Origin of the sequence: Tardiphaga sp. (assembly GCF_044340795.1) — a bacterium.
In the GTDB taxonomy this organism is placed as follows: Bacteria; Pseudomonadota; Alphaproteobacteria; order Rhizobiales; family Xanthobacteraceae; genus Tardiphaga.
In genome coordinates, this window is record NZ_JBIISY010000099.1 from 1 (window position 1) to 21,466 (window position 21,466).

Below are 21,466 nucleotides of genomic sequence, written 5' to 3' on the forward strand. Positions count from 1 at the left end.
CTGGTTTGTCATCGCCCGCGAAAGCGGGCGATGACAGTACATGCCGGCCAGAGGCTCGATCCGGGATGCCAGCGTCTACTGGATTGCCCGGTCAAGCCGGGCAACGACAGGAGGAGCGAGAGACGAGACAGTCTGCACCCTTGCTTCTTCCCGGGCCAGCTGCACACTGGCCGCATTCGTCCACATCCCATCCACGAGACATGCATGAGCCAGCTCAAAGTCCATATCGGCGACTTCACCTTCGATGCGAAATTCGAGGAAGCCGATGCGCCCCTGACCGTCGCCGCCTTCAAGAAGGCGATGCCGTTCGACAGCCAGGCGATCCATGTGCGCTGGAGCGGCGAGGGCGTGTGGATGCCGCTCGGTGATCTCGATTTCGGCGTGTCCTACGAGAACCACACCTCGTTCCCGGCACCGGGTCACATGATCCTGTATCCCGGCGGCATCAGCGAGACCGAAATCCTGCTCGCCTATAGCGGCGTGCATTTCGCCAGCAAGATGGGCCAGCTCGCCGGCAATCACTTCATCACCATCACGTCGAATCTCGACAAGCTGAAGGAGATGGGCAAGACGGTGCTGTGGAAGGGCGCGCAGAAGGTACGCATCGAGCTGGTGGACTGATGAGCGATTATCCGCGCGATTTGCGCGGCTATGGCCGCACGCCGCCCGATCCGAAATGGCCGGGCGGCGCACGCGTGGCCGTGCAGTTCGTCGTCAATTTCGAGGAAGGCGGCGAAAACAACATCCTGCATGGTGACCGCGCCTCGGAGGCGTTCCTGTCCGATGTGCTGGGCGCGCAGCCATGGCCGGGACAGCGCCATGCCAATATCGAATCGATGTTCGAATATGGCTCGCGCGCCGGTTTCTGGCGGCTGTTCCGCATGTTCAGCGAACGCGGATTGCCGACCACGGTGTTCGGCGTAGCGACCGCGCTTCAGCGTAATCCCGAGATCGTGGCCGCCATGCTGGAGGCGAAATGGGATATCGCCAGCCATAGTCTGAAGTGGATCGAGCATAAGGATATGTCTGAGCCGGAGGAGCGTCATGAGATCGCTGAGGCGATCCGCGTGCATATCGAGGCCACGGGATCGCGGCCGACCGGCTGGTACACCGGCCGCAGTTCCATCAATACGCTGCGGCTCCTGATGGAAGCCGGCGGCTTCAAATATCTCAGCGACTCCTATGCCGATGATTTGCCCTACTGGATCAAGGGGCCGCATGAGCCGCAGCTCGTCATTCCCTATACGCTCGACGCCAACGACATGCGCTTCACCAATCCGCAGGGATTCAGCACCGGCGAGCAGTTCTTTTCCTATCTGAAGGATTCGTTCGACGTGCTCTATGCGGAGGGCGCGACGTCGCCGAAGATGATGACGGTGGGATTGCATTGCCGTCTCGTCGGGCGGCCCGGTCGTGCGGCGTCGCTGATGCGGTTTCTTGACTATATCAAGAGCCACGACAAAGTGTGGGTGCCGACCCGGCTGCAGATTGCCGAACACTGGCACGCAAATTTGAAACATCTCGCGGTAGACGCCCGCGCGATCGGATAGGGGCCACGCATGACCGAGACGACGCTCGCTCACCTCAATTCATGCAGCAAGGCGGACTTCGTCGCGGCCCTCGCCAACATCTTCGAGTATTCCCCATGGATCGCGGAGGCCGCAGCGGACCGGCGCCCGTTCGCCGGCGTTAGCGAATTGTTTGCGGTGATGCGCAAGGTGGTCGAGGACGCCGAACCAGGCCAGCGTCTGGCTTTGATCAAGGCGCATCCCGATCTCGCCGACAAGACCCAGCGTGGTGATCTGCTCACGGCGGAATCCAATGCCGAACAGAACAGCGTCGGGCTCGATCGTTTGTCGGAGGCCGAGTATGACGCGTTCGAACAGGCGAACACTGCCTATCGCGACAAGTTCGGCTTTCCCTATATCGTCTGCGTGCGAAGGCACACGAAGGATTCCATCCTCGCGAATTTTGCGCAGCGGCTGCCCAATGATGCTGGTGCAGAGGTCGCAGCATCGATTGCCGAAATCTGCAAGATCGCCGCCTTGCGCACCGATCTGCTGGTGAAGGGCGACAATCCGCTGAAGGTGCATGGGCGGCTGTCGACGCATGTGCTCGATACCCATGGCGGCCGTCCGGCGGCGGGAATCGAAGTCGAGCTGGTGGAATTATCGAAGCTCGGCACCAGCCGGGTGGTCGCGCGCACGCTGACCAATCATGATGGTCGCACCGACGTGCCGCTGATCGGCGGGCGGCCGGTGCCGATCGGGCGTTACGAGCTGACGTTCAAGGTCGGCGCGTATTTTGCGGCGCGTGGCGTGTCGCTATCGGACCCGCCATTTCTCGATGAGATCCCGCTGAGGTTTTCGGTCTATGAGCCGGAAGGGCATCTCCACGTGCCGCTGCTGGTGACGCCATGGAGTTACGGGACGTATCGGGGGAGTTGAATTTTTTACCCTCCCCTCCAGGGGAGGGTAAAAAGAGGGCGGCGATCCTCAATGCGTCGCTGTGGCAGCCGCCGCTGCTGCTTCCGCCTTCGCACTTTCCGCACTGCCTAGCCCGTTGAAAAACGCATTCAGCACCACCGCCACCACTGCCGAAAGCAGAATGCCTGACTCCAGCAGCGGATGCAGGTCATGCGGCAGCGCCTTGAAGAAATTCGGCGCCACCAGCGGGATCATGCCGAAACCGACCGAAATCGCGACGATGAAGAGATTGTAGGTGTTGGACTTGAAATCCACCGCCGTGAGAATGCGCGCGCCGGTGGCGGCCACCATGCCGAACATCACGAGACCGGCGCCACCAAGCACGACCAGCGGCACGGCTTCCACCAGCGCTGCCATCTTCGGCAGCAGGCCGAGCAGCACCATGATAGCGCCGCCCGCGACCGTCACCCAGCGTGAGCGCACGCCGGTGACGCCGACCAGGCCCACATTCTGCGAAAAGGACGTGTAGGGAAAAGTGTTGAAGATGCCGCCGATCAGCGTGCCGACGCCATCGGCGCGCAGACCGCGGATGAGATCGTCGCGGTCCACGTTCTTGCCGGTGAGTTCGCCGAGCGCGAGGAACATGCCGAGCGACTCGATCATGACCACCACCATCACGATACACATCGTGACAATGGGGATGAGATGGAATTGCGGCATGCCGAAATGAAACGGGATCACAATATCGGCCCACGGCGCCGCCGCGACCTTGTCGAAATGCATCACACCAAGGGCACTAGCAAGCACGGCGCCGGCAATGATGCCGAGCAGCACCGAGACATTGGCGATGAAGCCTTTCCCCCATTTGATCAGCGCGAGGATGACCAGCAGCACGAACAGCGCGATGCCCAACCCCTGCAATTGCCCGTAGGCTGGATTGGGGAAGGAGCCAGGAACGCCATCGACGACTTTTGTCAGCGTCGGTAGTCCGCCACCTGCCCAGTTGATGCCGACGCGCATCAGGGAGATGCCGATGACCATGATGATGGTGCCCGTGACGACGGGCGGAAACAGCGGCAGCAGCCGGCTGATGAAAGGCGCGACAATGATGCCGAAGATTCCGGCAGCAATGACCGATCCATAGATGCCGAGCAGGCCGATCTCGGGCGAAGCAGCCATGGAGAGCATGGGGCCGACAGAGGCGAAGGTGACACCCATCATCACCGGCAGGCGGATGCCGACACCGGGAAAGCCGAGACATTGGACCAGCGTAACGACCCCGCAGGCGAACAGATCGGCGGAAATGAGATAGGCGACGTCCTGCGGCGGCAGTTTGAGGGCACGGCCGATAATGAGCGGAACGGCGACAGCGCCGGCATACATCACCAGCACATGCTGCAGGCCAAGCGCGATCAGGCGCGGGGCCGGCAGGACTTCGTCGACGGGATGGACAGCGGCAGTCATCGATGGATCCCCCTTGCTCACGTGATGAAATGCGATGGCATTATGCTCATCAGATACAAGGCGCGTGCCAGAGCGGGCCGGCACGCGGGAAGCCTGTTGACCCACGGCACGAAGGTTGCTGGAAATAGCAGGCCGGTATCTGCGGCGGCCGGACGTTCCGGGTCGCCGTCTGCAACAGTCGGAGGTCGCGCATGCCGCTCATCAAGAACCGCTACGGAAAAGGCCGGGTCCGGATCATGCGCGTCCATCGCGACGGCGACAAGCAGGATGTCAGCCAGCTCAGCCTGAAGGTCATGCTGGAGGGCGATTTCGGCCGCGCCTATACGGACGCGGACAATTCAACCTCGACCTCCACCGATACGATCAAGAACATCGTCAATGTGACGGCGCGGGAAAACACGGCGCTGCAGACCGAACCCTTCTGCCAGGTGCTGGCGCAGCGCTATCTCGATCTCTATCCGCAGGCGGTCTCGGTGACGATCACGGCCCATGAGACCAAATGGGCCCGGCTGGTGATCGATGGCGCGCCGCATCCGCACAGCTTTGTGCGCGATGACAACGGCAAGCCGTTTGTCGAGCTGCATGCGACACGCGATGGCGTGACCATGAGCTCGGGGCTCGACAATTTCGTGTTTATGAAATCCACCCAGTCGGGGTGGGAGAATTATTACACCGATAAATACTCCACCATTCAGCCGACCAATGACCGCATTGCGGCAACATCCATGGTGGCGTCTTGGACATGGTCGGGGACACCTGCGGATTACAAGGCGACCAACGCCAAGATTCTCGAAGTCCTGTTGAAAGAGTTCGCGACGACCTATAGTCCGAGCGTGCAGAACAGCTTGTATCGCATGGGCGAAAAAGCACTGGCTGCAGTACCGGAGATATCAGAGATCAGCATGGCCTGTCCGAACCTGCATTTCATCCTGATGAATCTCTCCGGCTTCGGCCTCGACAACAACAACGATGTGTTCTTGCCGACCGAAGAGCCGCACGGACAGATCGAATGCACGGTGGGGCGGAGTTCGTGACCGAGATTCGACCATCGCTCAGCGCCGAAATCGTCCAGCGCGTCGACGAGCTGGCTGCCATCTCAGAAGCGCCGGACAATCTCACGCGCGTGTTTCTGTCGAAGGAGCTTCGCGCTGCTGCCGATCTTCTGATGGCGTGGATGCGCGAGGCCGGCATGTCGGCGCATATGGATGCGATCGGCAATGTCTGCGGTCGCTATGAAGGTACGGTGCCCGGCCTGCCATGCCTGATGCTGGGCTCGCATTACGACACCGTGCGCGATGCCGGCAAATGGGACGGGCCGCTTGGCATCGTCGCGGCCATCGCCTGTGTCGGCGATCTCCATCGGCGCAGCGTGCGCCTGCCATTCGTCGTGGAGATCGTGGCCTTTGCGGATGAAGAAGGGACGCGTTTCGCCTCGACGCTGCTCGGCAGCCGAGCGGTGGCTGGGACCTTTGTCGAGACAGCCCTGGCGAGCCGCGACAAGGATGGCGTCAGCATGCGTGACGCCATGGTGGGTTTCGGACTCGATCCCGCTCGCCTCAGCAACGCGGCGCGCAAGGCGAGCGATGTGCTGGCCTATCTCGAACTGCATATCGAGCAGGGTCCGGTGCTTGAAGCCGAGGCACTGCCGGTCGGTGTGGTCACGGCGATTGCCGGTGCGACGCGCCTTGCCGTCGAATTGCGCGGCATGGCCGGCCATGCCGGCACGGTGCCGATGGCGCTGCGGCGCGACGCGCTGGCCGGTGCCGCGGAATGTATCGTTGCGGTGGAGACGCTGTGCCGTGCGGATCAAGGCGGCCTCGTCGGCACGGTCGGTGTGATCCATGCGGCGCCGGGCGCGGGCAATGTGATCCCGGGGCTGACATCCTTCACGCTCGATATCCGTGCGCCGACCGATGACCATCGCATCGGCGCTGTCGCCGAAATTCGCCGTACTGTCGAGGCGATCGCGGCGCGGCGCGGGCTGGCGCTGCAGATCGACGTCACGCATGAAAACCGCACGGCGCCATGTGCGCCCTGGCTGCAGGACCAGATTGGTGACGCCATCGCCGCGGAGGGGCATCGCGTATTCACATTGCCGAGTGGTGCCGGCCATGACGGCATGGCGATGATCGACATCGCCGACATCGCGATGCTATTCGTGCGCTGTCGTGGCGGCATCAGCCATCATCCGGCGGAGCATGTGGATGAGGCGGATGTCGATGCGAGCGCGCGCGTTTTGCTGCGTGTGATCGAGCATTTCAAACCGAAAGAATAATCGCATGGCCGATTTTCACGGCGTGTTTCCCTATCTCGTATCGCCCACCGATCCCGACGGCCGGATCCGTATCGATGTGCTGGGGCGGCTGTGCGATGATCTCATCACCTCGGGCGTGCATGGGCTGACGCCGCTCGGCTCCACCGGGGAATTCGCCTATCTGAACCGCGAGCAGCGCCGTTCTGTGGTGCAGACCACCATCGCCGCCGCGCAGGGCCGCGTGCCCGTGGTCGCCGGTGTCGCCTCCACCTCGACGGCGGATGCGGTGGCGCAGGCGAAGTCGTATCAGAAGCTCGGTGCCAACGGCATTCTCGCGATCCTCGAAGCGTATTTTCCGCTCAAGGATGCGCAGATCGAATCCTATTTCCGCGCCATTGCCGATGCGGTGGACATTCCGGTGGTGATCTACACCAATCCGCAATTCCAGCGCTCGGACCTGACACTGGATGTGGTGGCGCGGCTGGCCGAGCATCCGCGCATCATCGCGATCAAGGATGCCTCGAACAATACGGGGCGGCTGCTGTCGATCATGAACCGTTGCGGTGACAAGCTCAACGTGTTTGCCGCTTCTGCACATATTCCGGCTGCAGTGATGCTGATCGGCGGCGTCGGCTGGATGGCCGGGCCGGCCTGCGTGGTGCCGAAGCAGAGCGTGCGGCTTTATGACCTGTGCAAGGCGCAGCGCTGGGACGAGGCGATGGTGCTGCAGCGGAAGCTGTGGGGGATCAACGAGGCCTTTGCACGCTACAATCTCGCTGCCTGCATCAAGGCCGGGCTCGTGATACAGGGCTACGACGTGGGCGACCCCGTACCGCCGCAGCCGGCATTGACCGCGGATGAGCGCAAGGTGATCGCGCGGGTGCTGGAAGAGATGGCGTGAGTCACTGAATCGTAGGGCGGATTAGGCGCAGCCGTAATCCGCCGGCCGCCTTCAATGGTGAGACTCCGCGGCGGATTACGCTTCGCTCATCCGCCCTACGGTCGAGTGTTATATTATTCACCATGCAAATCCGGCCGTTCTGGCCTGCCGCAGCGCGGTTGGCGTGGATGGGTTTTTCGGGCAAGGTTCGGCCCACTCGCCGAACGGCCCACCCAAGGACGTCTGATGAATATCCTGCCTGCCAACCTGCGCTTCGGTGCGGGACTGTCTCCCAAGCGCCTCGAAGATCAGCGTCTCCTCACCGGGCAGGGCCATTTCATCGACGACAAGCCGGAAGACGGCGCGCTGTGGCTGCATGTGCTGCGCTCGCCGCATGCGCATGCGCGGATCGTGTCGGTGGACGTCGAAGCGGCCAAGGCGATGCCGGGCGTGCATGCGATCATCACCGGCGCCGATCTCGTGGCCGATGATGTCGGCACGCTGCCGACGCTGAACATCTTCAAGCGTCCCGATGGCTCCGAGATGAAATTCCCGCCGCGACGGCTGTTGGCGCATGAAGCCGTGCGCTATGCCGGCGAAGGCGTTGCCGCCGTGATCGCGACATCGCGCCAGGCCGCGCAGCTCGCGGCCGAAGCGGTCGATGTGGAATACGATGTATTGCCGGCGGTGGTCGATCCGCAGGCGGCGATCAGCGAAGGCGCGCCAGCCGTATGGGATGCGGCCCCCGACAATATCGCGGCGTCGATGAGCTATGGCGATGCGGCCAAGATCGAGGCGATCTTTGCCAGCGCGAAGCATACGGTGTCGCTCGATATCGTCAGCCAGCGTCTGGTGCCATCCGCAATGGAGCCGCGCAGCACGATTGCGGAAGTGGACAAGAAGACCGGCCGGCTCACCGTCTATGTGCAGTCGCAGACGCCAATGGCGACGCGCGACATCATCGCAGATGCGATCCTGAAGCGGCCGAAGGAGTCGATCCGTCTCGTGGTCGGCGATATCGGCGGCGGCTTCGGCCAGAAGACCAGCCTGTATCCGGAAGACGGCATCGTCGCCTATGCGGCGGTGAAGCTCGGCAAGAAGATCCGCTGGCGCGGCGATCGCACCGACGATTTCGTCGGCGGCACCCATGGCCGCGACCTGACATCCACTGCCGAGCTTGCGCTCGATGCCAAGGGCCGCATCCAGGCCTATCGCGTGAAGTCGCTCGGCGGCACTGGCGCGTATCTCTCCGGCACCGGCGTGATCATTCCGCTGGTGCTCGGGCCGTTCGTGCAGACCAGCGTCTATGACGTGCCGGACGTGCATTACGAGATCAAGGCTGTCATGACCAACACGGCGCCGGTCGGCGCCTATCGCGGCGCGGGTCGTCCGGAGGCGGTGTTCATCATGGAGCGGCTGCTCGATGCCGCCGCGCGCCAGATCGGCATGGATCCGCGCAACATCCGCAAGGTCAACTACATCAAGCCGACGCAGTTTCCGTACAAGAACGCGGTCGGGCAGGTGTATGACAGCGGCGCCTTCGCGCATATGCTGGAGCGCGCGTCGGAGCTTTCGGATTGGGACGGCTTTGCGGCGCGCAAGAAGGAAGCGAAAAAGCGCGGCATGCTCTATGGCCGTGGTCTGACAAGCTACATCGAATGGACCGGCGGCCGTAACCACACCGAGAAGGTGACGCTGACGGCGACGGCGAATGGCCGTGTCATTCTCTATTCAGGCACCATGGCCATGGGGCAGGGACTGCAGACCGCCTATTCGCAGATGGTCGCGACCTCGCTCGGCATCGACATCAACCAGATCGACGTGATGCAGGGCGACACTGATACCGCACTCGGCTTCGGCAGCGTGGGCTCGCGCTCGCTGTTCGTCGGCGGCACCGCCGCCGTCGTCTCGACCCAGGATCTCATCAAGAAGGCGCGCGAAAAGGCGTCGAACATGATGGAAGCCGCCGTCGAGGACATCGAATATGTCGATGGCTTCCTCACGGTGGTCGGCACCGACAAGCGCGTCAGCCTGTTCGAGATCGCCAAGGCCGAAGGCGGCGCGGGGCTCAGCGTGGATTCCACCGGTGAGGTCGATGCGCCGAGCTGGCCGAATGGCACGCATATCTGCGAGGTCGAGATCGATCCGGAAACCGGCATCACCAATGTCGTGCGCTACACCACGGTGGACGATGTCGGCGTGGCCGTGAATCCGATGCTGGTCGAAGGGCAGATCCATGGCGGCGTTGCGCAGGGCATCGGCCAGGCGCTGTTCGAGAATGTCCATTACGACGAGGATGGCCAGCTCATCACCGCGACCTATCAGGATTACTGCATCCCGCGCGCCACGGACATGCCGCTGTTGAATGTCACGCTGGACGGCTCGGCCCCGTGCGTGACCAATCCGATCGGCGCCAAGGGCTGTGGCGAGTCCGGTGCCATCGGCGGCCCGCCTTGCGTCGTCAATGGCGTGCTCGACGCGCTGGCGCCTTATGGCGTCACGCAGATGAATACGCCGCTGTCGCCGATCAAGGTGTGGGAGGCGATCCGCAGCGGGAAGGCGGCGGCATAACACTCCGGCCGTAGGATGGGTTGAGCGAAGCGATACCCATCACAACAGCCGCCGCAGCATGTGGCGATGGGTATCACTCCGGCGCTTTGCGCCTGCGTTCAACCCATCCTACGATCTACGGCAACAACGAACTTACAAACTTCAACCGGGAGAGAACAAATGAAGAGCTTCAAGGTCATCGAATTCAACGAGCCGCTTGGCGAAGTAGATCAGGATACGCCGCAGCCGACCGGCACGCAGGTGCTGGTCCGCGTCAAGGCCGCGGGCGTGTGCCACAGCGACCTGCATATCTGGGAAGGCGGCTATGAGCTCGGCCATGGCCGCAAGCGCCTGTCGCTGAAGGAGCGCGGCATCAATCTGCCGCACACGATGGGGCATGAGACCGTCGGCGAAGTGGTCTCGTTCGGTCCGGACGCGCCGAAGGATGGCGTCAAGGTGGGCGACGTGGCGCTGGCCTATCCGTGGATCGGCTGCGGCAAATGCGCGGTCTGTCTCGATGACGAGGAGAATCTCTGCCTGCAGCCGCGCTGCCTCGGCGTGCATTGCGACGGCGGCTATTCCGACTACATGCTGGTGCCGCATCCGAAATATCTGATCGATCTGAAGGGCATGGATCCCGTGCTCGCCGCGCCCTATGCCTGTTCGGGCGTCACCACCTATAGTGCGCTGAAGAAGGTCGAGAAGGATCTCGGCAATCCCATCGTGATCTTCGGCGCCGGCGGTCTCGGCCTGATGGCGCTGAGCCTGCTCAAGGCCATGGGCGGCAAGGGCGCCATCGTCGTCGATATCGATGCCAACAAGCGCAAGGCCGCCCTCGAGGCTGGTGCGCTCGCCGCGGTGGACGGCAATGCGCCGGACGCGCTGGCGCAGCTCACAAAGGCGGCGGGTGGTCCGATCCTGTCGGTGATCGATCTGGTCGGCAATGCGCAGACCACGCAGCTCGGCTTCGATGCGCTGTCGAAGGGCGGCAGCCTGATCATGGTCGGCCTGTTCGGTGGCGGCGCCACCTGGGCTCTGCCGCTGATCGCCATGAAGGCGCTGACCATCCAGGGCAGCTATGTCGGCAATCTCAAGGAGACCAAGGAGCTGCTGGAGCTGGTACGCACCCAGAAGGTCGCGCCGATCCCGACGACGCCGATGCCGTTCGCAAAGGCCAATGCGGCGCTCAATGATCTGAAGGACGGCAAGCTCGTCGGCCGCGCGATCCTGACGCCGGCGTGATCGCAGGCCTGCAGGGTAGGTAAAGACGCTCGCGCTTTTTCCGCCTTAGATATCCAGACATAAAAAAATCTCGCCGTGCAGACGGCGAGATTTTTGCTTCCTGCGACCGGATGCTCCGGCTGCGCGAATGCTTACTTGTCGTCTTCGTCCGCGATCGATTCCATCAGCACGACCATCTGGCGCTGCACGGTCTGGCTCTTGATGCGGCTGTAGGCGCGCAGAAGGCGAAGGCTGAAGGCGCTGTCGAGGAACAGCAGGCTTTCCACTTCGCGGCTCTTGCCGTCGCCGTCGTAGAAGAACGTCACGGGCACGTCGAGTGCGGTGGCGATCTGCTGCAGGCGCGCGGCGCCCACGCGGTTCACGCCCTTCTCGTACTTCTGAACCTGCTGGAAACTGACACCCAGTTTCTCGCCCAAATCCGCCTGCGAGATCTTCTGCTCGACACGACGAAGACGGATTCGCTTGCCCAACTCGATGTCGGACTTGCCGGCGCTACGTTGCTTCATTCGTCACCATTCAGTTTCGTTTGATAAGGGAGATTGTGGTTTTAATTTTTTTGATTTCAGCCTTTCAGCTCGAAAGCCTTAAAAGCTATCATCCAAAGGCATCTTCTTCTTTATACACATCGTGATGACAATCGGAATGGTTGAAATCGTCGCGTTACGCGAATTCATCAAAACATTCTCGTTAGGGTCATTCCGACGGAACGGTAATACCTCCGCTACGGTATTCAATTGCTGTTCGCCTGTGACGTGATGCCCGCAATAGAACGACCATCTCTCCATCTAGCCGCCCCGTCACTGGGCGGGAACCGAAAGTAGAGGTTGGAGACCAAGCTATACACACGCGAATTGCCACACGCACGCGCGATAACTGACACTGGTTCGCATGTTCCGACTGGCATGCAAGATTTCACGAGATTCCTGCGGAATTTTCACATTTCACTCCTGTCGGCTCCATCGTGCTGTCCCATCACAATTACGTGCGCAGTTGTCTTTACGGATGAGGCGCACCGGAAGTTTCACTTTCGATTCTCAAGAAAGGGAAATCGCCGCGATTCGGTGCATGCATTTTCTCGTCGAACTTCCTCACGGGGTTGATCAATATTGATCAGCGCGGTCGTTGCTCGACATTGCTGTCGTTGAAGGCCGAGTAGACCATCGTGCGCAGTTCGCAGCGAACAGGATAGGCGCTCGACGGCAACAATTGCGTCATGAAGATCGCAATCAGCTGCTCGCGCGGATCGATCCAGAATGCAGTGCTCGCCGCGCCGCCCCACGCATATTCACCGGCGGTGCCGGGAATGAGGGTCTTTGCGGGGTCCATGGTCACGGAGAAGCCGAGGCCGAAACCGACACCGGCATAGCTCGCTTCGCTGAACAGCGACTTCGACATCTCGGTGAGATCGCGGCCGCCCGGCAGATGATTGGCCGCCATCAGCGCGATGGTTTTTGGCGACAGCAGCCGGACGTCGCCGAGCGTGCCGCCATTCAGCAGCGCGCGACAGAAGGTGAGATAGTCCGCAGCCGTCGAGCACAGCCCGCCGCCACCGGAGATGAAGGAGGGCGATGTCAGGAACGAACTCGTGGTGGGGTCGTCCTGCAATGTCATGCCGCCTTTGCCGTCGGCGGCGTAACAGGCGGCGAGGCGATGCGCCTTGTCGGCGGGTACATGAAAGCCGGTGTCCTTCATGCCGAGCGGATCGAAGATGCGCTGTTGCAGGAATTGCTCGAACGGCTGGCCGCTGATCTTCTCCACGAGATAGCCGACCACATCGGTGGCGACCGAATAATTCCACGCGTCGCCCGGCGAGAATTCGAGCGGGATCTTTGCGAGATCGGCGATCATGGTCGCCATGGTGCCGGCCTTCTCGATCTCGCCGATCTTCTGGGCGCGATAGGCGGCGTCCACATTGGTGCGGTTCTGGAAGCCGTAGGTGAGGCCGGAGGTGTGGCGCAGCAGGTCGACGATCTGCATCGGTCGCGCAGGCGGGCGGGTCAGAAACAGCGGTGCGATGCCAGCCTGATAGACGCCGAGCTGGCTCCATTCCGGAATGTATTTGTGCACGGGCTCATCGAGCGCGACGCGGCCTTCTTCCACCAGCATCATGAATGCGACCGACGTGATCGGCTTGGTCATCGAATAGATGCGAAAGATGGTGTCGGATTTCACCGAAGCCTTGCGCTCCACATCGGCAAAGCCATGGACGCTGTGATGCACGATGCCGCCGCGGCGATAGACGAGGAGCTGCGCGCCCGGAAAGCGGCCGCTGTCGAGATAGCGGGTCTGGAGATGGCGCTCGATCCGCGTGAGCGCTGCGGCGGACATGCCGGCCTGTTCAGGGGAGATGGTCGGTGCGGTGAGGCTGGATGACATCGGCAGGCACTCGCATGGCAGGGCAGGGGCCATGGATTAAGCGAGGCGGAGCCGCCGCTGTCCATGACCGATGATGCATCGTCCCCATTCCAGCTGGCGTGAGGCTGTATGATCACACCTTGGCGGCCTGCGCCTAATTTGTGTGCGTCGCACAATATTTGAGCGGAGCGCGATGTTTCGCAGCGGACACGCCAGTGGCCAGTCGCGCACACCCGCAGCTAAGCGCATGCAAATACGAAGATTTTGCCGCCGCGCATGCTTGGCACGCGATTTGAATAGTTCTTAGCGACGCCATTGTAGCCGTCACATTCCATCACCAGCCAGCACTGCCATCCTGGAGGCTTCCTCCAGCCGCGTCGCCTTGCGCGCGTGGATGATGGTGCCGGCCGTAGCAGGGCGCGAAAGGACGACATCATCCGATGACGAAGTCAGAGACTAAGCCGGGCCGCAAGATCAGCCGCCGCCAGCTCCTCAAGGCCGGCGCAGGCACGGCCGCCTTGCTGGCCGCTGCCAAGCTCAATTTTCCCGCCGGCGCTTTCGCGCAGGGCGCAGGGCCCGAGGTGAAGGGTGCCAAGCTCGGCTTCATCGCGCTCACAGATGCTGCGCCGCTCTTTGTTGCCAAGGAGAAGGGCATCTTCGCGAAATACGGCCTGCCGGAAACGGAAGTCCTCAAGCAGGCGTCGTGGGGCACCACGCGCGACAATCTCGTGCTCGGCTCCGAGGGCAATGGCATCGATGGCGCGCATATCCTGACGCCGATGCCGTATCTGATTTCGGCCGGCAAGGTGACGCAGAACAATGTGCCGACGCCGATGTACATCATGGCGCGCCTCAATCTGAACGGCCAGAGCATCTCGGTCGGCAATGAGTACAAGGATCTCAAGGTCGGTCTCGACACCGTGCCGCTGAAGGCCGCGTTCGAGAAGAAGAAGGCGAGCGGCAAATCGGTGAAGGCGGCGATGACCTTCCCGGGTGGCACGCATGACCTCTGGATCCGCTACTGGCTCGCGGCCGGTGGCATCGATCCCGACAAGGACATCGAGACCATCGTTGTGCCGCCGCCGCAGATGGTCGCCAACATGAAGGTTGGCACGATGGATTGCTTCTGCGTCTGCGAGCCGTGGAATCTGCAGCTCATCCACCAGAACATCGGCTACACGGCGCTGACCACCGGCGAGCTCTGGAACAAGCATCCGGAGAAGTCGCTCGGCATGCGCGCCGCCTGGGTCGACAAGAATCCGAAGGCTGCGAAGGCGCTGCTGATGGCGGTGATGGAAGCGCAGCAGTGGTGCGAGAAGGCGGAGAACCGTGATGAGCTCGCCGCCATCAATGCCAAGCGCCAGTGGATCAACTGCCCGGTCGACGACGTCACCGATCGCGTGAAGGGCAAGTTCGACTACGGCACCGGCCGCGTGGTCGAGAACTCGCCGCATATCATGAAGTTCTGGGACGACTTCGCCTCCTATCCCTATCAGAGCCATGACCTCTGGTTCATGACCGAGGACATCCGCTGGGGCAAATACGAACCGGGCTTCGACTCCAAGGCGCTGATCGCCAAGGTCAATCGCGAAGACCTCTGGAAGGACGCCGCCAAGGAGCTCGGCGCGGCGGTGCCGACCTCGACCTCGCGCGGCAAGGAGACCTTCTTCGATGGCAAGGTGTTCGATCCGGCCGATCCGGCGGCTTACCTGAAGTCGCTCACCATCAAGCGCGTCGAAGTCTGATCGGCGCGCAGGCAGCAACATGACGGAGACCCGTGCGATGAACGTGCAAGCCCTCAGGACAGAGCCCGCGACGCCGATCGCGAAAGCGCCGGCGGATGTCGTCGCACTGGCTCCGAAGTCTCCGCCGAAGGCGGAGAAATATACGAAGATGGCGCGAGAGGCGGCGGCGCGGGTGATCCCGCCGCTGATCGTCGTCATCATCCTCGGCGTGATGTGGGAGCTGTTGTGCAGCCGCGCCGGCTCGACCTTGCCGCCGCCGTCGAAGGTCTACAAGGACACGAAAGAACTGATCTTCGATCCGTTCTTCGACAATGGCGGCCTCGACAAGGGCCTGTTCTGGCATCTGTCGGCGAGCCTCTGGCGCGTCGCCTATGGTTACGCGCTGGCCGCCGTGGTGGGGATCGGGCTCGGCACGCTGGTCGGCCAGTCGGTCTGGGCCATGCGCGGCCTCGATCCGATCTTCCAGGTGCTGCGCACGATCCCGCCGCTGGCCTGGCTGCCGCTTGCACTCGCCGCCTTCCGCGACGGCCAGCCTTCGGCAATCTTCGTGATCTTCATCACCTCGATCTGGCCGATCATCATCAACACCGCCGTCGGCATCCGCAACATCCCGCAAGACTATCGGAATGTCGCCGCCGTGGTGCAGCTCAACCCGCTCGAATTCTTCGGCAAGGTGATGCTGCCGGCGGCCGCGCCCTACATCTTTACCGGCCTGCGCATCGGCATCGGCCTGTCCTGGCTCGCCATCATTGCGGCGGAAATGCTGATCGGCGGCGTCGGCATCGGCTTCTTCATCTGGGATGCGTGGAATTCATCGCATATCAGCGAGATCATCTTGGCGCTGTTCTATGTCGGCATCGTCGGCTTCGTGCTCGACCGCCTGATTGCCGGCCTCGGCAAGCTCGTCACCCACGGCACCTCGGTTGCTTAAGGAAACTGTCATGACGCCTTATGTAAAACTCGACCATATCGACAAGGTATTTACCCGCGGCAAGGTGTCGTCCGAAGTGCTGAAGGACATCAACCTCACGCTCGGCAAGGGTGAGTATGTCTCGATCATCGGCCATTCCGGCTGCGGCAAGTCGACGATGCTCAACATCATCGCCGGCCTGACGCGTGCGACGAATGGTGGCGTGCTGCTGGAAGGCCGTGAGGTCAACTCGCCCGGTCCCGATCGTGCCGTGGTGTTCCAGAACCACAGCCTGCTGCCCTGGCTGACGGTCTATCAGAACGTCCGTCTCGGCGTGGACAAGGTGTTCGCCAAGACCAAGAGCCGCGCCGAGCGCGACGAATGGACCCTGCATAATCTCAATCTCGTGCAGATGACCCATGCCAAGGACAAGCGTCCCTCGGAAATCTCCGGCGGCATGAAGCAGCGCGTCGGCATTGCCCGCGCACTGGCCATGGAGCCGAAAGTGCTGCTGCTCGACGAGCCCTTTGGTGCGCTCGATGCGCTCACTCGCGCGCATCTGCAGGATTCCGTGATGGCGCTGCATCAGAAGCTCGGCAATACCATCGTCATGATCACCCATGACGTGGACGAAGCCGTGCTGCTGTCGGACCGCATCGTGATGATGACCAATGGACCGAGCGCCACGATCGGCGAAGTGCTCGACGTGCCGCTCAGCCGCCCGCGCAAACGCATCGAGCTGGCGAGCGATCCCGTCTATCTCAAGTGTCGCAAGCGCGTGCTGGAGTTTTTGTACGAGCGCCACAAGTTCGTGGAAGCGGCTTGATCTTGCGACTTGCGTTGGCGCGATCATCGCGCTGACGCCCGCATCCATCGTCTCGATTGCCTCACGTCAGCCAGCGCCAGCCAAGGGGGAATGTCATGACACCGGATCAGATTTCGCTCGTGCAGGATAGTTTCAAGAAAGTCGTGCCGATCGCTGATGTGGCAGCCGATCTCTTCTACGGTCGGCTGTTCGAGATCGCGCCCGAGGTGAAGCCGATGTTTCGCGGTGACATCAAGGAGCAGGGACGCAAGCTGATGGCGACGCTGGGTGTCGTGGTGACCGGATTGACCAGGCTCGAGACCGTCCTGCCGGCGGCGAGCACCCTTGCCAGGAAGCATGTCGATTATGGCGTGAAGGCGGAGCACTACACGCCGGTGGGTGCGGCGCTGTTGTGGACGCTGGAGAAGGGCCTTGGCGACGCATGGACGCCCGAACTCGCCGATGCCTGGGACACCGCCTATGGCACGCTGTCGCATTTCATGATCGCCGAGGCTTATGGCCCGGCGCAGGCTGCGGAGTAAGGACGACACGTGAGCGAACCGCTGGTCATCATCGGAAACGGCATGGCGGCGGCCCGCCTTGTGGACGAACTCGCGGAAACCTCGCTCGGCCGCTACGCCATCGCCGTGATCGGCGACGAGCCCCGGCTGGCCTACAACCGCGTGTTGCTGTCCTCGGTTCTGGCGGGCGAGGCGACGTCGCAGGAAATCGAGCTCAAGCCGGCCGCATGGTGGCGCGATCGCGGTGTCACGCTGAAATATGGTGCGCGGGCGATGTCGGTCGATCTCGCTGCACGCGAAGTGACGACGTCCACGGGCAAGCGCGTCGGATTCTCCAAGCTGGTGTTTGCGACCGGCTCATCGGCACTTCGGTTGCCGGTGCCGGGTGGTGATCTCAAAGGCGTTCATGTCTTCCGCGACAGCCACGATGTCGATCGCCTGATCGAACTGGCCGGGCAGAAGAAGCGTGTCGTGGTTGTCGGTGGCGGACTTCTGGGGCTCGAGGCCGCTTATGGCCTCGCCAAGGCCGGCGCAGATGTGACGCTGATCCATCTGATGGATCGCCTGATGGAGCGGCAGCTCGATGGTCCCGCAGCGGAGCTTTTGAAGACATTGGTCGAGCGCAAGGGCGTGAAGATTTTACTCCATGCGAATACGGCGCGCATTCGTGGTGCTGATGCGGTCGAGCGCGTCGAGCTCGCGGATGGTCGCATGCTCGATGCGGATGCCGTGATCTTCGCTGCCGGCATCAGGCCGAACACGTCGCTCGCCAGGGAAGCGGGGGTCCCGGTCAATCGCGGCATCGTCGTCGATGACGCGATGGCCACGGAGAGCGAGGGAATCTATGCCCTCGGCGAATGCGCGGAGCATCGCGGCACCTGCTACGGCCTCGTCGAGCCCGCTTACGAGCAGGCGAAAGTGTTGGCGCGGCGTCTGGCCGGCGGGACTGCGGCCTATACGGGCAGCGTTCTTTCCACCAATCTCAAGGTTTCCGGCGTCAGCGTGTTTTCCGCTGGCGACTTCATGGCTGCAGAGGGCAGCGAGACGCTGCTGCTGAGCGACGCCAGGCGCGGCACCTACAAGAAGCTCGTGATTGCGGGTGGCAGGCTCACCGGTGCGGTGCTGGTCGGCGATACCGGCGACGCGCTGTGGTATCTCGACCTGATCCGTAGCGGTGCCGATGTCTCCGCCTTCCGCGCCGACATGATGTTCGGCCGTCCGATCGCAAAGGCGGCCTGATGAACGCGATCGACACCAGCCTCACCACCGTCCGCACGACCTGCGCTTATTGCGGTGTCGGCTGCGGCGTGCTCGCGACGCCGGACGGGCAGGGGGGCGCCGCGATTGCCGGTGATCCCGATCATCCCGCCAATCTCGGCCGCTTATGTTCAAAAGGGTCTGCGCTGGGTGAGACGCTGGCGCTCGACGAGCGCTTGCTGCATCCGATGATGCGCGATGCCTCCGGCGCAATGGCGCGTGTGGGATGGAGTGATGCGCTCGATCATGTCGCCGATGGCTTTCGCAATATCGTCGCCGAGCATGGGCCGGGCGCGGTGGCGTTCTATCTGTCCGGGCAATTGCTCACCGAGGACTATTACGTCGCCAACAAGCTGATGAAGGGATTCATCGGCAGCGCCAATGTGGATACCAATTCGCGACTCTGCATGGCGTCCTCCGTGGTCGGCCACAAGCGCGCCTTCGGTGCCGACACGGTGCCGGGCTGTTATGAGGATCTCGATCAGGCCGATCTGCTGGTTTTCGTCGGCTCCAATGCCGCCTGGTGCCATCCGGTGCTGTACCAGCGCATGCTCGCCAACAAGCAGGCGCGGGGCGCACGCTTCGTCGTGATTGATCCGCGCCGCACCGATACGGTGGGCGATGACGATCTCTTTCTCGGCCTCAAGCCCGGTACCGACACGGCGCTGTTTTCGGGGCTGCTCGCCTATCTCGCCGACAATGGCGCGCTCGACCGCGCCTATATCGAACGGCATACGTCGGGCTTCGACGAGGCTTTGGCGCGTGCGCGGACCATCGCCGGCAGCGTCGCCGCGACGGCCAAGGCGACTGGCCTCAACGAAGTGGACGTCGCCACCTTCTTCCAGATGTTCCGGCAGACGTCCCGCGTGGTCACGCTGTATTCGCAGGGCGTCAACCAGTCGGCGCAGGGCACCGACAAGGTCAATGCGATCCTGAACTGCCATCTTGCCACCGGCCGCATCGGCAAGCCGGGGGCGTCGCCATTCTCGCTGACAGGCCAGCCCAACGCGATGGGCGGCCGCGAGGTCGGCGGGCTCGCCAACCAGCTCGCGGCGCATATGGGTTTTACGCCGGTCGAAATCGACCGCGTGCGGCGGTTCTGGAAGGCGCCGCATATTGCGACCCATGAAGGCCTCAAAGCCGTACAGATGTTCGAGGCCATCGGCCGCGGCGAGATCAAGGCGCTGTGGGTGATGGGCACCAATCCCGCGGTGTCGCTGCCCGATGCGGATGCGGTGCGCGCCGCGCTCGGCAAGCTCGATCTGTTCGTGGTGTCGGAGAATGTGCGCTCCAACGACACCGTCAATGCCGGTGCGCATGTGCTGCTGCCTGCGCTGGCCTGGGGCGAGAAGTCGGGCACGGTGACGAATTCGGAACGCCGTGTGTCGCGGCAGCGCTCGTTTCTATCAGCGCCGGGCGAGGCCAAGCCGGACTGGTGGGCACTGAGCGAAGTCGCGAAGCGTCTCGGCTTCGGTGCGGGCTTCGCCTACACATCCGCTGCCGAGATCTTTCGCGAGCACGCGGCGCTGTCGGATTTCGAGAATGACGGCAGCCGTGATTTCGATATCGGCGGGCTCATGCATGTCTCCGACGATGCTTTCGACACCATGGCACCGGTGCAGTGGCCGCTGCGCAAGGGCACGACGACGCAGCAGGCGCGGTTCTTCGCCGATGGGCGCTTCTACACCAGGGATCATCGCGGCCAGTTTATTGCTCCGGAAGCGCCGGAGCTGCGCACGCATGTGACCGAGGGGCGACCGCTGCGCCTGAACACCGGCCGCGTGCGCGACCAGTGGCATACGATGACCCGCACGGGCCTCAGCCCGCGGCTCGGCCAGCATATCCCCGAGCCCTACATCGAGATTCATCCGGACGATGCGATGCGCTTCGCCGTCGTTGACGGCGGCTATGCGCAGCTCACGACGGATTACGGTGCTTGCACGCTGAAGGTTATGGTCAGCGAGCGACAGCAACGCGGCATGCTGTTCGCGCCGATCCACTGGAATGACGAGACCGCCGGCTATGCCCGCGTCGGCGCGCTGGTGGCGCCTTTCGTGGATCCATTCTCCGGACAGCCGGAAAACAAGGCGACGCCGGTGTCGATTGCGGCCCTGGCCGTGAGCCAGCGCGGTTTTGTCCTGTCGCGAAAGCCGCTGGCGCTGCCGCCGGGTGTCGTTCATGCGCGGGTCGCGGTGACTGGTGGTGTCGGTTATCTGCTGGCCGATAATGCGGAGCTGACGCTCTGGCAAAGCTGGCTGGCGCCGCTGCTCGGCGATGATGTCGCCAGCTTCGTGGATGTCGGCCGCGGGGGCTACCGCGCAGTGTCTTTTGCGGGTGAGCGGATCGAGCTCTGTCTGTTTGTCGGGCCAGCCGATGATGCCTTGTCATGGGACGCGGTGAAGGAGGCATTCGCTGCCGGCGCGCTGAACGACGATCAGCGCCGCATGCTGCTGTCCGGCAAATCCGCTGATGGCGCTGCGAGTGCCGGCCCGATCGTGTGCGCGTGCTTCGGCGTCGGGCGCAACAGGATCAATGAGGCAATCGCATCGGGGTGCGCGACGGCCGGCGAGATCGGCGCAAAGTTGAAGGCCGGGACGAATTGCGGGTCGTGCATTCCGGAGTTGAAAAGGCTGATTGCAGCCAGTGAGGCGGAGCCGGATCAACAGCGCAAGGTGGCTATGAGTTAGCGGCGTCCTCGCAGCCGTCATTGCGAGCGCAGCGAAGCAATCCAGCCTTCCTTCGCTCGGCCTCTGGATTGCTTCGCCGCTGCGCTCCTCGCAATGACGGCTGATGAGCCGTCACTTCACCGCACCTGCCGTGAGCCCAGCCACGATTTGCCGTTGCGCGAATACCGTGAGCAAAAGTACCGGCGCGGTCACGATCAGCGCGGCTGCCGCCAGCGGGCCCCAGCTCAGCTGATCGAACGAGATCATGTTGTACACCGCCACCGGCAGTGTGCGCGTTTCGCGGCCGGCGAGCACGATGCCGAACACAAAATTGTTCCAGGAGAAAATCACCGCCAGGATGAAGGCCACGGCGATGCCGGGCTTGGCGATC

The 21,466-nt window shown here is 62.8% G+C and carries 17 protein-coding genes and 1 pseudogene; 14 read left to right on the plus strand and 4 right to left on the minus strand.

Going from position 1 to position 21,466, the window contains the following annotated elements:
- Positions 1-204 precede the first annotated feature (204 nt).
- Genes ACIQ17_RS17015 through uraD form a run of 3 tightly spaced genes read left to right on the plus strand, consistent with a single transcriptional unit; the run spans position 205 to position 2,447 of the window.
- Complete coding sequence (locus ACIQ17_RS17015) at positions 205-621, plus strand: DUF3830 family protein (RefSeq protein WP_398470242.1); 417 nt, start codon at positions 205-207, stop codon at positions 619-621.
- Positions 621-1,550 (plus strand): allantoinase PuuE, encoded by a 930-nt coding sequence (puuE, locus tag ACIQ17_RS17020; RefSeq protein WP_398470243.1) that lies wholly within the window; start codon positions 621-623, stop codon positions 1,548-1,550. The genes ACIQ17_RS17015 and puuE overlap by 1 nt, the downstream gene beginning before the upstream one ends.
- 9 nt (positions 1,551-1,559) lie before the next feature.
- The gene (uraD, locus tag ACIQ17_RS17025) at positions 1,560-2,447 is read left to right on the plus strand and encodes a 2-oxo-4-hydroxy-4-carboxy-5-ureidoimidazoline decarboxylase (RefSeq protein WP_398470244.1); all 888 of its coding nucleotides are present in this window, start codon (positions 1,560-1,562) and stop codon (positions 2,445-2,447) included.
- A 48-nt stretch (positions 2,448-2,495) separates the two neighbouring features.
- Here the strand turns inward: uraD and ACIQ17_RS17030 are convergent, their stop codons facing one another.
- On the minus strand, positions 2,496-3,890 hold the full coding sequence (locus ACIQ17_RS17030; RefSeq protein ID WP_398470245.1) for a nucleobase:cation symporter-2 family protein: 1,395 nt from the start codon (positions 3,888-3,890) through the stop codon (positions 2,496-2,498).
- A gap of 191 nt (positions 3,891-4,081) precedes the next feature.
- Between ACIQ17_RS17030 and pucL the strand changes: the two genes are divergently transcribed.
- The 5 genes from pucL to ACIQ17_RS17055 all read left to right on the plus strand — a co-directional run bounded on the left by pucL (position 4,082) and on the right by ACIQ17_RS17055 (position 10,816).
- On the plus strand, positions 4,082-4,924 hold the full coding sequence (gene pucL / locus ACIQ17_RS17035; RefSeq protein ID WP_398470246.1) for a factor-independent urate hydroxylase: 843 nt from the start codon (positions 4,082-4,084) through the stop codon (positions 4,922-4,924).
- Positions 4,921-6,165: an allantoate amidohydrolase gene (locus tag ACIQ17_RS17040; protein WP_398470247.1), complete on the plus strand. Its 1,245-nt coding sequence runs from the start codon at positions 4,921-4,923 to the stop codon at positions 6,163-6,165. Before pucL ends, ACIQ17_RS17040 begins: the two co-directional genes overlap by 4 nt.
- A 4-nt stretch (positions 6,166-6,169) precedes the next feature.
- A complete protein-coding gene (locus ACIQ17_RS17045) occupies positions 6,170-7,045 on the plus strand; it encodes a dihydrodipicolinate synthase family protein (protein WP_398470248.1) in 876 nt (291 codons plus the stop codon).
- A gap of 225 nt (positions 7,046-7,270) precedes the next feature.
- Entirely contained in the window at positions 7,271-9,595 is a 2,325-nt protein-coding gene (locus ACIQ17_RS17050; RefSeq protein WP_398470249.1) for a xanthine dehydrogenase family protein molybdopterin-binding subunit, read from the plus strand.
- 159 nt (positions 9,596-9,754) lie between these two features.
- Positions 9,755-10,816: an alcohol dehydrogenase gene (locus tag ACIQ17_RS17055; RefSeq protein ID WP_398470250.1), complete on the plus strand. Its 1,062-nt coding sequence runs from the start codon at positions 9,755-9,757 to the stop codon at positions 10,814-10,816.
- A 131-nt stretch (positions 10,817-10,947) separates the two neighbouring features.
- Here the strand turns inward: ACIQ17_RS17055 and ACIQ17_RS17060 are convergent, their stop codons facing one another.
- The gene (locus tag ACIQ17_RS17060) at positions 10,948-11,322 is read right to left on the minus strand and encodes a helix-turn-helix domain-containing protein (protein ID WP_398470251.1); all 375 of its coding nucleotides are present in this window, start codon (positions 11,320-11,322) and stop codon (positions 10,948-10,950) included.
- A 604-nt stretch (positions 11,323-11,926) separates the two neighbouring features.
- On the minus strand, positions 11,927-13,192 hold the full coding sequence (locus tag ACIQ17_RS17065) for a serine hydrolase domain-containing protein (protein ID WP_398470252.1): 1,266 nt from the start codon (positions 13,190-13,192) through the stop codon (positions 11,927-11,929).
- A gap of 419 nt (positions 13,193-13,611) precedes the next feature.
- Between ACIQ17_RS17065 and ACIQ17_RS17070 the strand changes: the two genes are divergently transcribed.
- The 6 genes from ACIQ17_RS17070 (at position 13,612) to ACIQ17_RS17095 (ending at position 21,096) form a co-directional block, all read left to right on the plus strand.
- Positions 13,612-14,916: a CmpA/NrtA family ABC transporter substrate-binding protein gene (locus ACIQ17_RS17070; RefSeq protein WP_398470253.1), complete on the plus strand. Its 1,305-nt coding sequence runs from the start codon at positions 13,612-13,614 to the stop codon at positions 14,914-14,916.
- A gap of 37 nt (positions 14,917-14,953) precedes the next feature.
- Positions 14,954-15,847 (plus strand): nitrate ABC transporter permease, encoded by an 894-nt coding sequence (ntrB, locus tag ACIQ17_RS17075; RefSeq protein WP_398470254.1) that lies wholly within the window; start codon positions 14,954-14,956, stop codon positions 15,845-15,847.
- A 10-nt stretch (positions 15,848-15,857) separates the two neighbouring features.
- On the plus strand, positions 15,858-16,652 hold the full coding sequence (locus ACIQ17_RS17080) for an ABC transporter ATP-binding protein (protein WP_398470255.1): 795 nt from the start codon (positions 15,858-15,860) through the stop codon (positions 16,650-16,652).
- Between the two features lie 95 nt (positions 16,653-16,747).
- Positions 16,748-17,173, plus strand: coding sequence for a globin family protein (locus tag ACIQ17_RS17085; RefSeq protein WP_398470256.1), 426 nt, complete (start codon positions 16,748-16,750; stop codon positions 17,171-17,173).
- A 9-nt stretch (positions 17,174-17,182) separates the two neighbouring features.
- Positions 17,183-18,391, plus strand: a complete 1,209-nt coding sequence (locus ACIQ17_RS17090; protein ID WP_398470257.1) for an NAD(P)/FAD-dependent oxidoreductase — start codon at positions 17,183-17,185, stop codon at positions 18,389-18,391.
- The gene (locus ACIQ17_RS17095; RefSeq protein WP_398470258.1) at positions 18,391-21,096 is read left to right on the plus strand and encodes a molybdopterin-dependent oxidoreductase; all 2,706 of its coding nucleotides are present in this window, start codon (positions 18,391-18,393) and stop codon (positions 21,094-21,096) included. Before ACIQ17_RS17090 ends, ACIQ17_RS17095 begins: the two co-directional genes overlap by 1 nt.
- Before the next feature lie 111 nt (positions 21,097-21,207).
- Here ACIQ17_RS17095 and ACIQ17_RS17100 read toward each other — a convergent pair.
- Positions 21,208-21,466, minus strand: a pseudogene (locus tag ACIQ17_RS17100) (carbohydrate ABC transporter permease); the annotation flags it as partial.

Bases quoted from the DNA above. Each gene is read 5' to 3' on its own strand.
- ACIQ17_RS17015 (WP_398470242.1), top strand. From the start codon at position 205: ATGAGCCAGCTCAAAGTCCATATCGGCGACTTCACCTTCGATGCGAAA.
- puuE (WP_398470243.1), top strand. From the start codon at position 621: ATGAGCGATTATCCGCGCGATTTGCGCGGCTATGGCCGCACGCCGCCC.
- uraD (WP_398470244.1), top strand. From the start codon at position 1,560: ATGACCGAGACGACGCTCGCTCACCTCAATTCATGCAGCAAGGCGGAC.
- ACIQ17_RS17030 (WP_398470245.1), bottom strand. From the start codon at position 3,890: ATGACTGCCGCTGTCCATCCCGTCGACGAAGTCCTGCCGGCCCCGCGC.
- pucL (WP_398470246.1), top strand. From the start codon at position 4,082: ATGCCGCTCATCAAGAACCGCTACGGAAAAGGCCGGGTCCGGATCATG.
- ACIQ17_RS17045 (WP_398470248.1), top strand. From the start codon at position 6,170: ATGGCCGATTTTCACGGCGTGTTTCCCTATCTCGTATCGCCCACCGAT.
- ACIQ17_RS17050 (WP_398470249.1), top strand. From the start codon at position 7,271: ATGAATATCCTGCCTGCCAACCTGCGCTTCGGTGCGGGACTGTCTCCC.
- ACIQ17_RS17055 (WP_398470250.1), top strand. From the start codon at position 9,755: ATGAAGAGCTTCAAGGTCATCGAATTCAACGAGCCGCTTGGCGAAGTA.
- ACIQ17_RS17060 (WP_398470251.1), bottom strand. From the start codon at position 11,322: ATGAAGCAACGTAGCGCCGGCAAGTCCGACATCGAGTTGGGCAAGCGA.
- ACIQ17_RS17065 (WP_398470252.1), bottom strand. From the start codon at position 13,192: ATGTCATCCAGCCTCACCGCACCGACCATCTCCCCTGAACAGGCCGGC.
- ACIQ17_RS17070 (WP_398470253.1), top strand. From the start codon at position 13,612: ATGACGAAGTCAGAGACTAAGCCGGGCCGCAAGATCAGCCGCCGCCAG.
- ntrB (WP_398470254.1), top strand. From the start codon at position 14,954: ATGAACGTGCAAGCCCTCAGGACAGAGCCCGCGACGCCGATCGCGAAA.
- ACIQ17_RS17080 (WP_398470255.1), top strand. From the start codon at position 15,858: ATGACGCCTTATGTAAAACTCGACCATATCGACAAGGTATTTACCCGC.
- ACIQ17_RS17085 (WP_398470256.1), top strand. From the start codon at position 16,748: ATGACACCGGATCAGATTTCGCTCGTGCAGGATAGTTTCAAGAAAGTC.
- ACIQ17_RS17095 (WP_398470258.1), top strand. From the start codon at position 18,391: ATGAACGCGATCGACACCAGCCTCACCACCGTCCGCACGACCTGCGCT.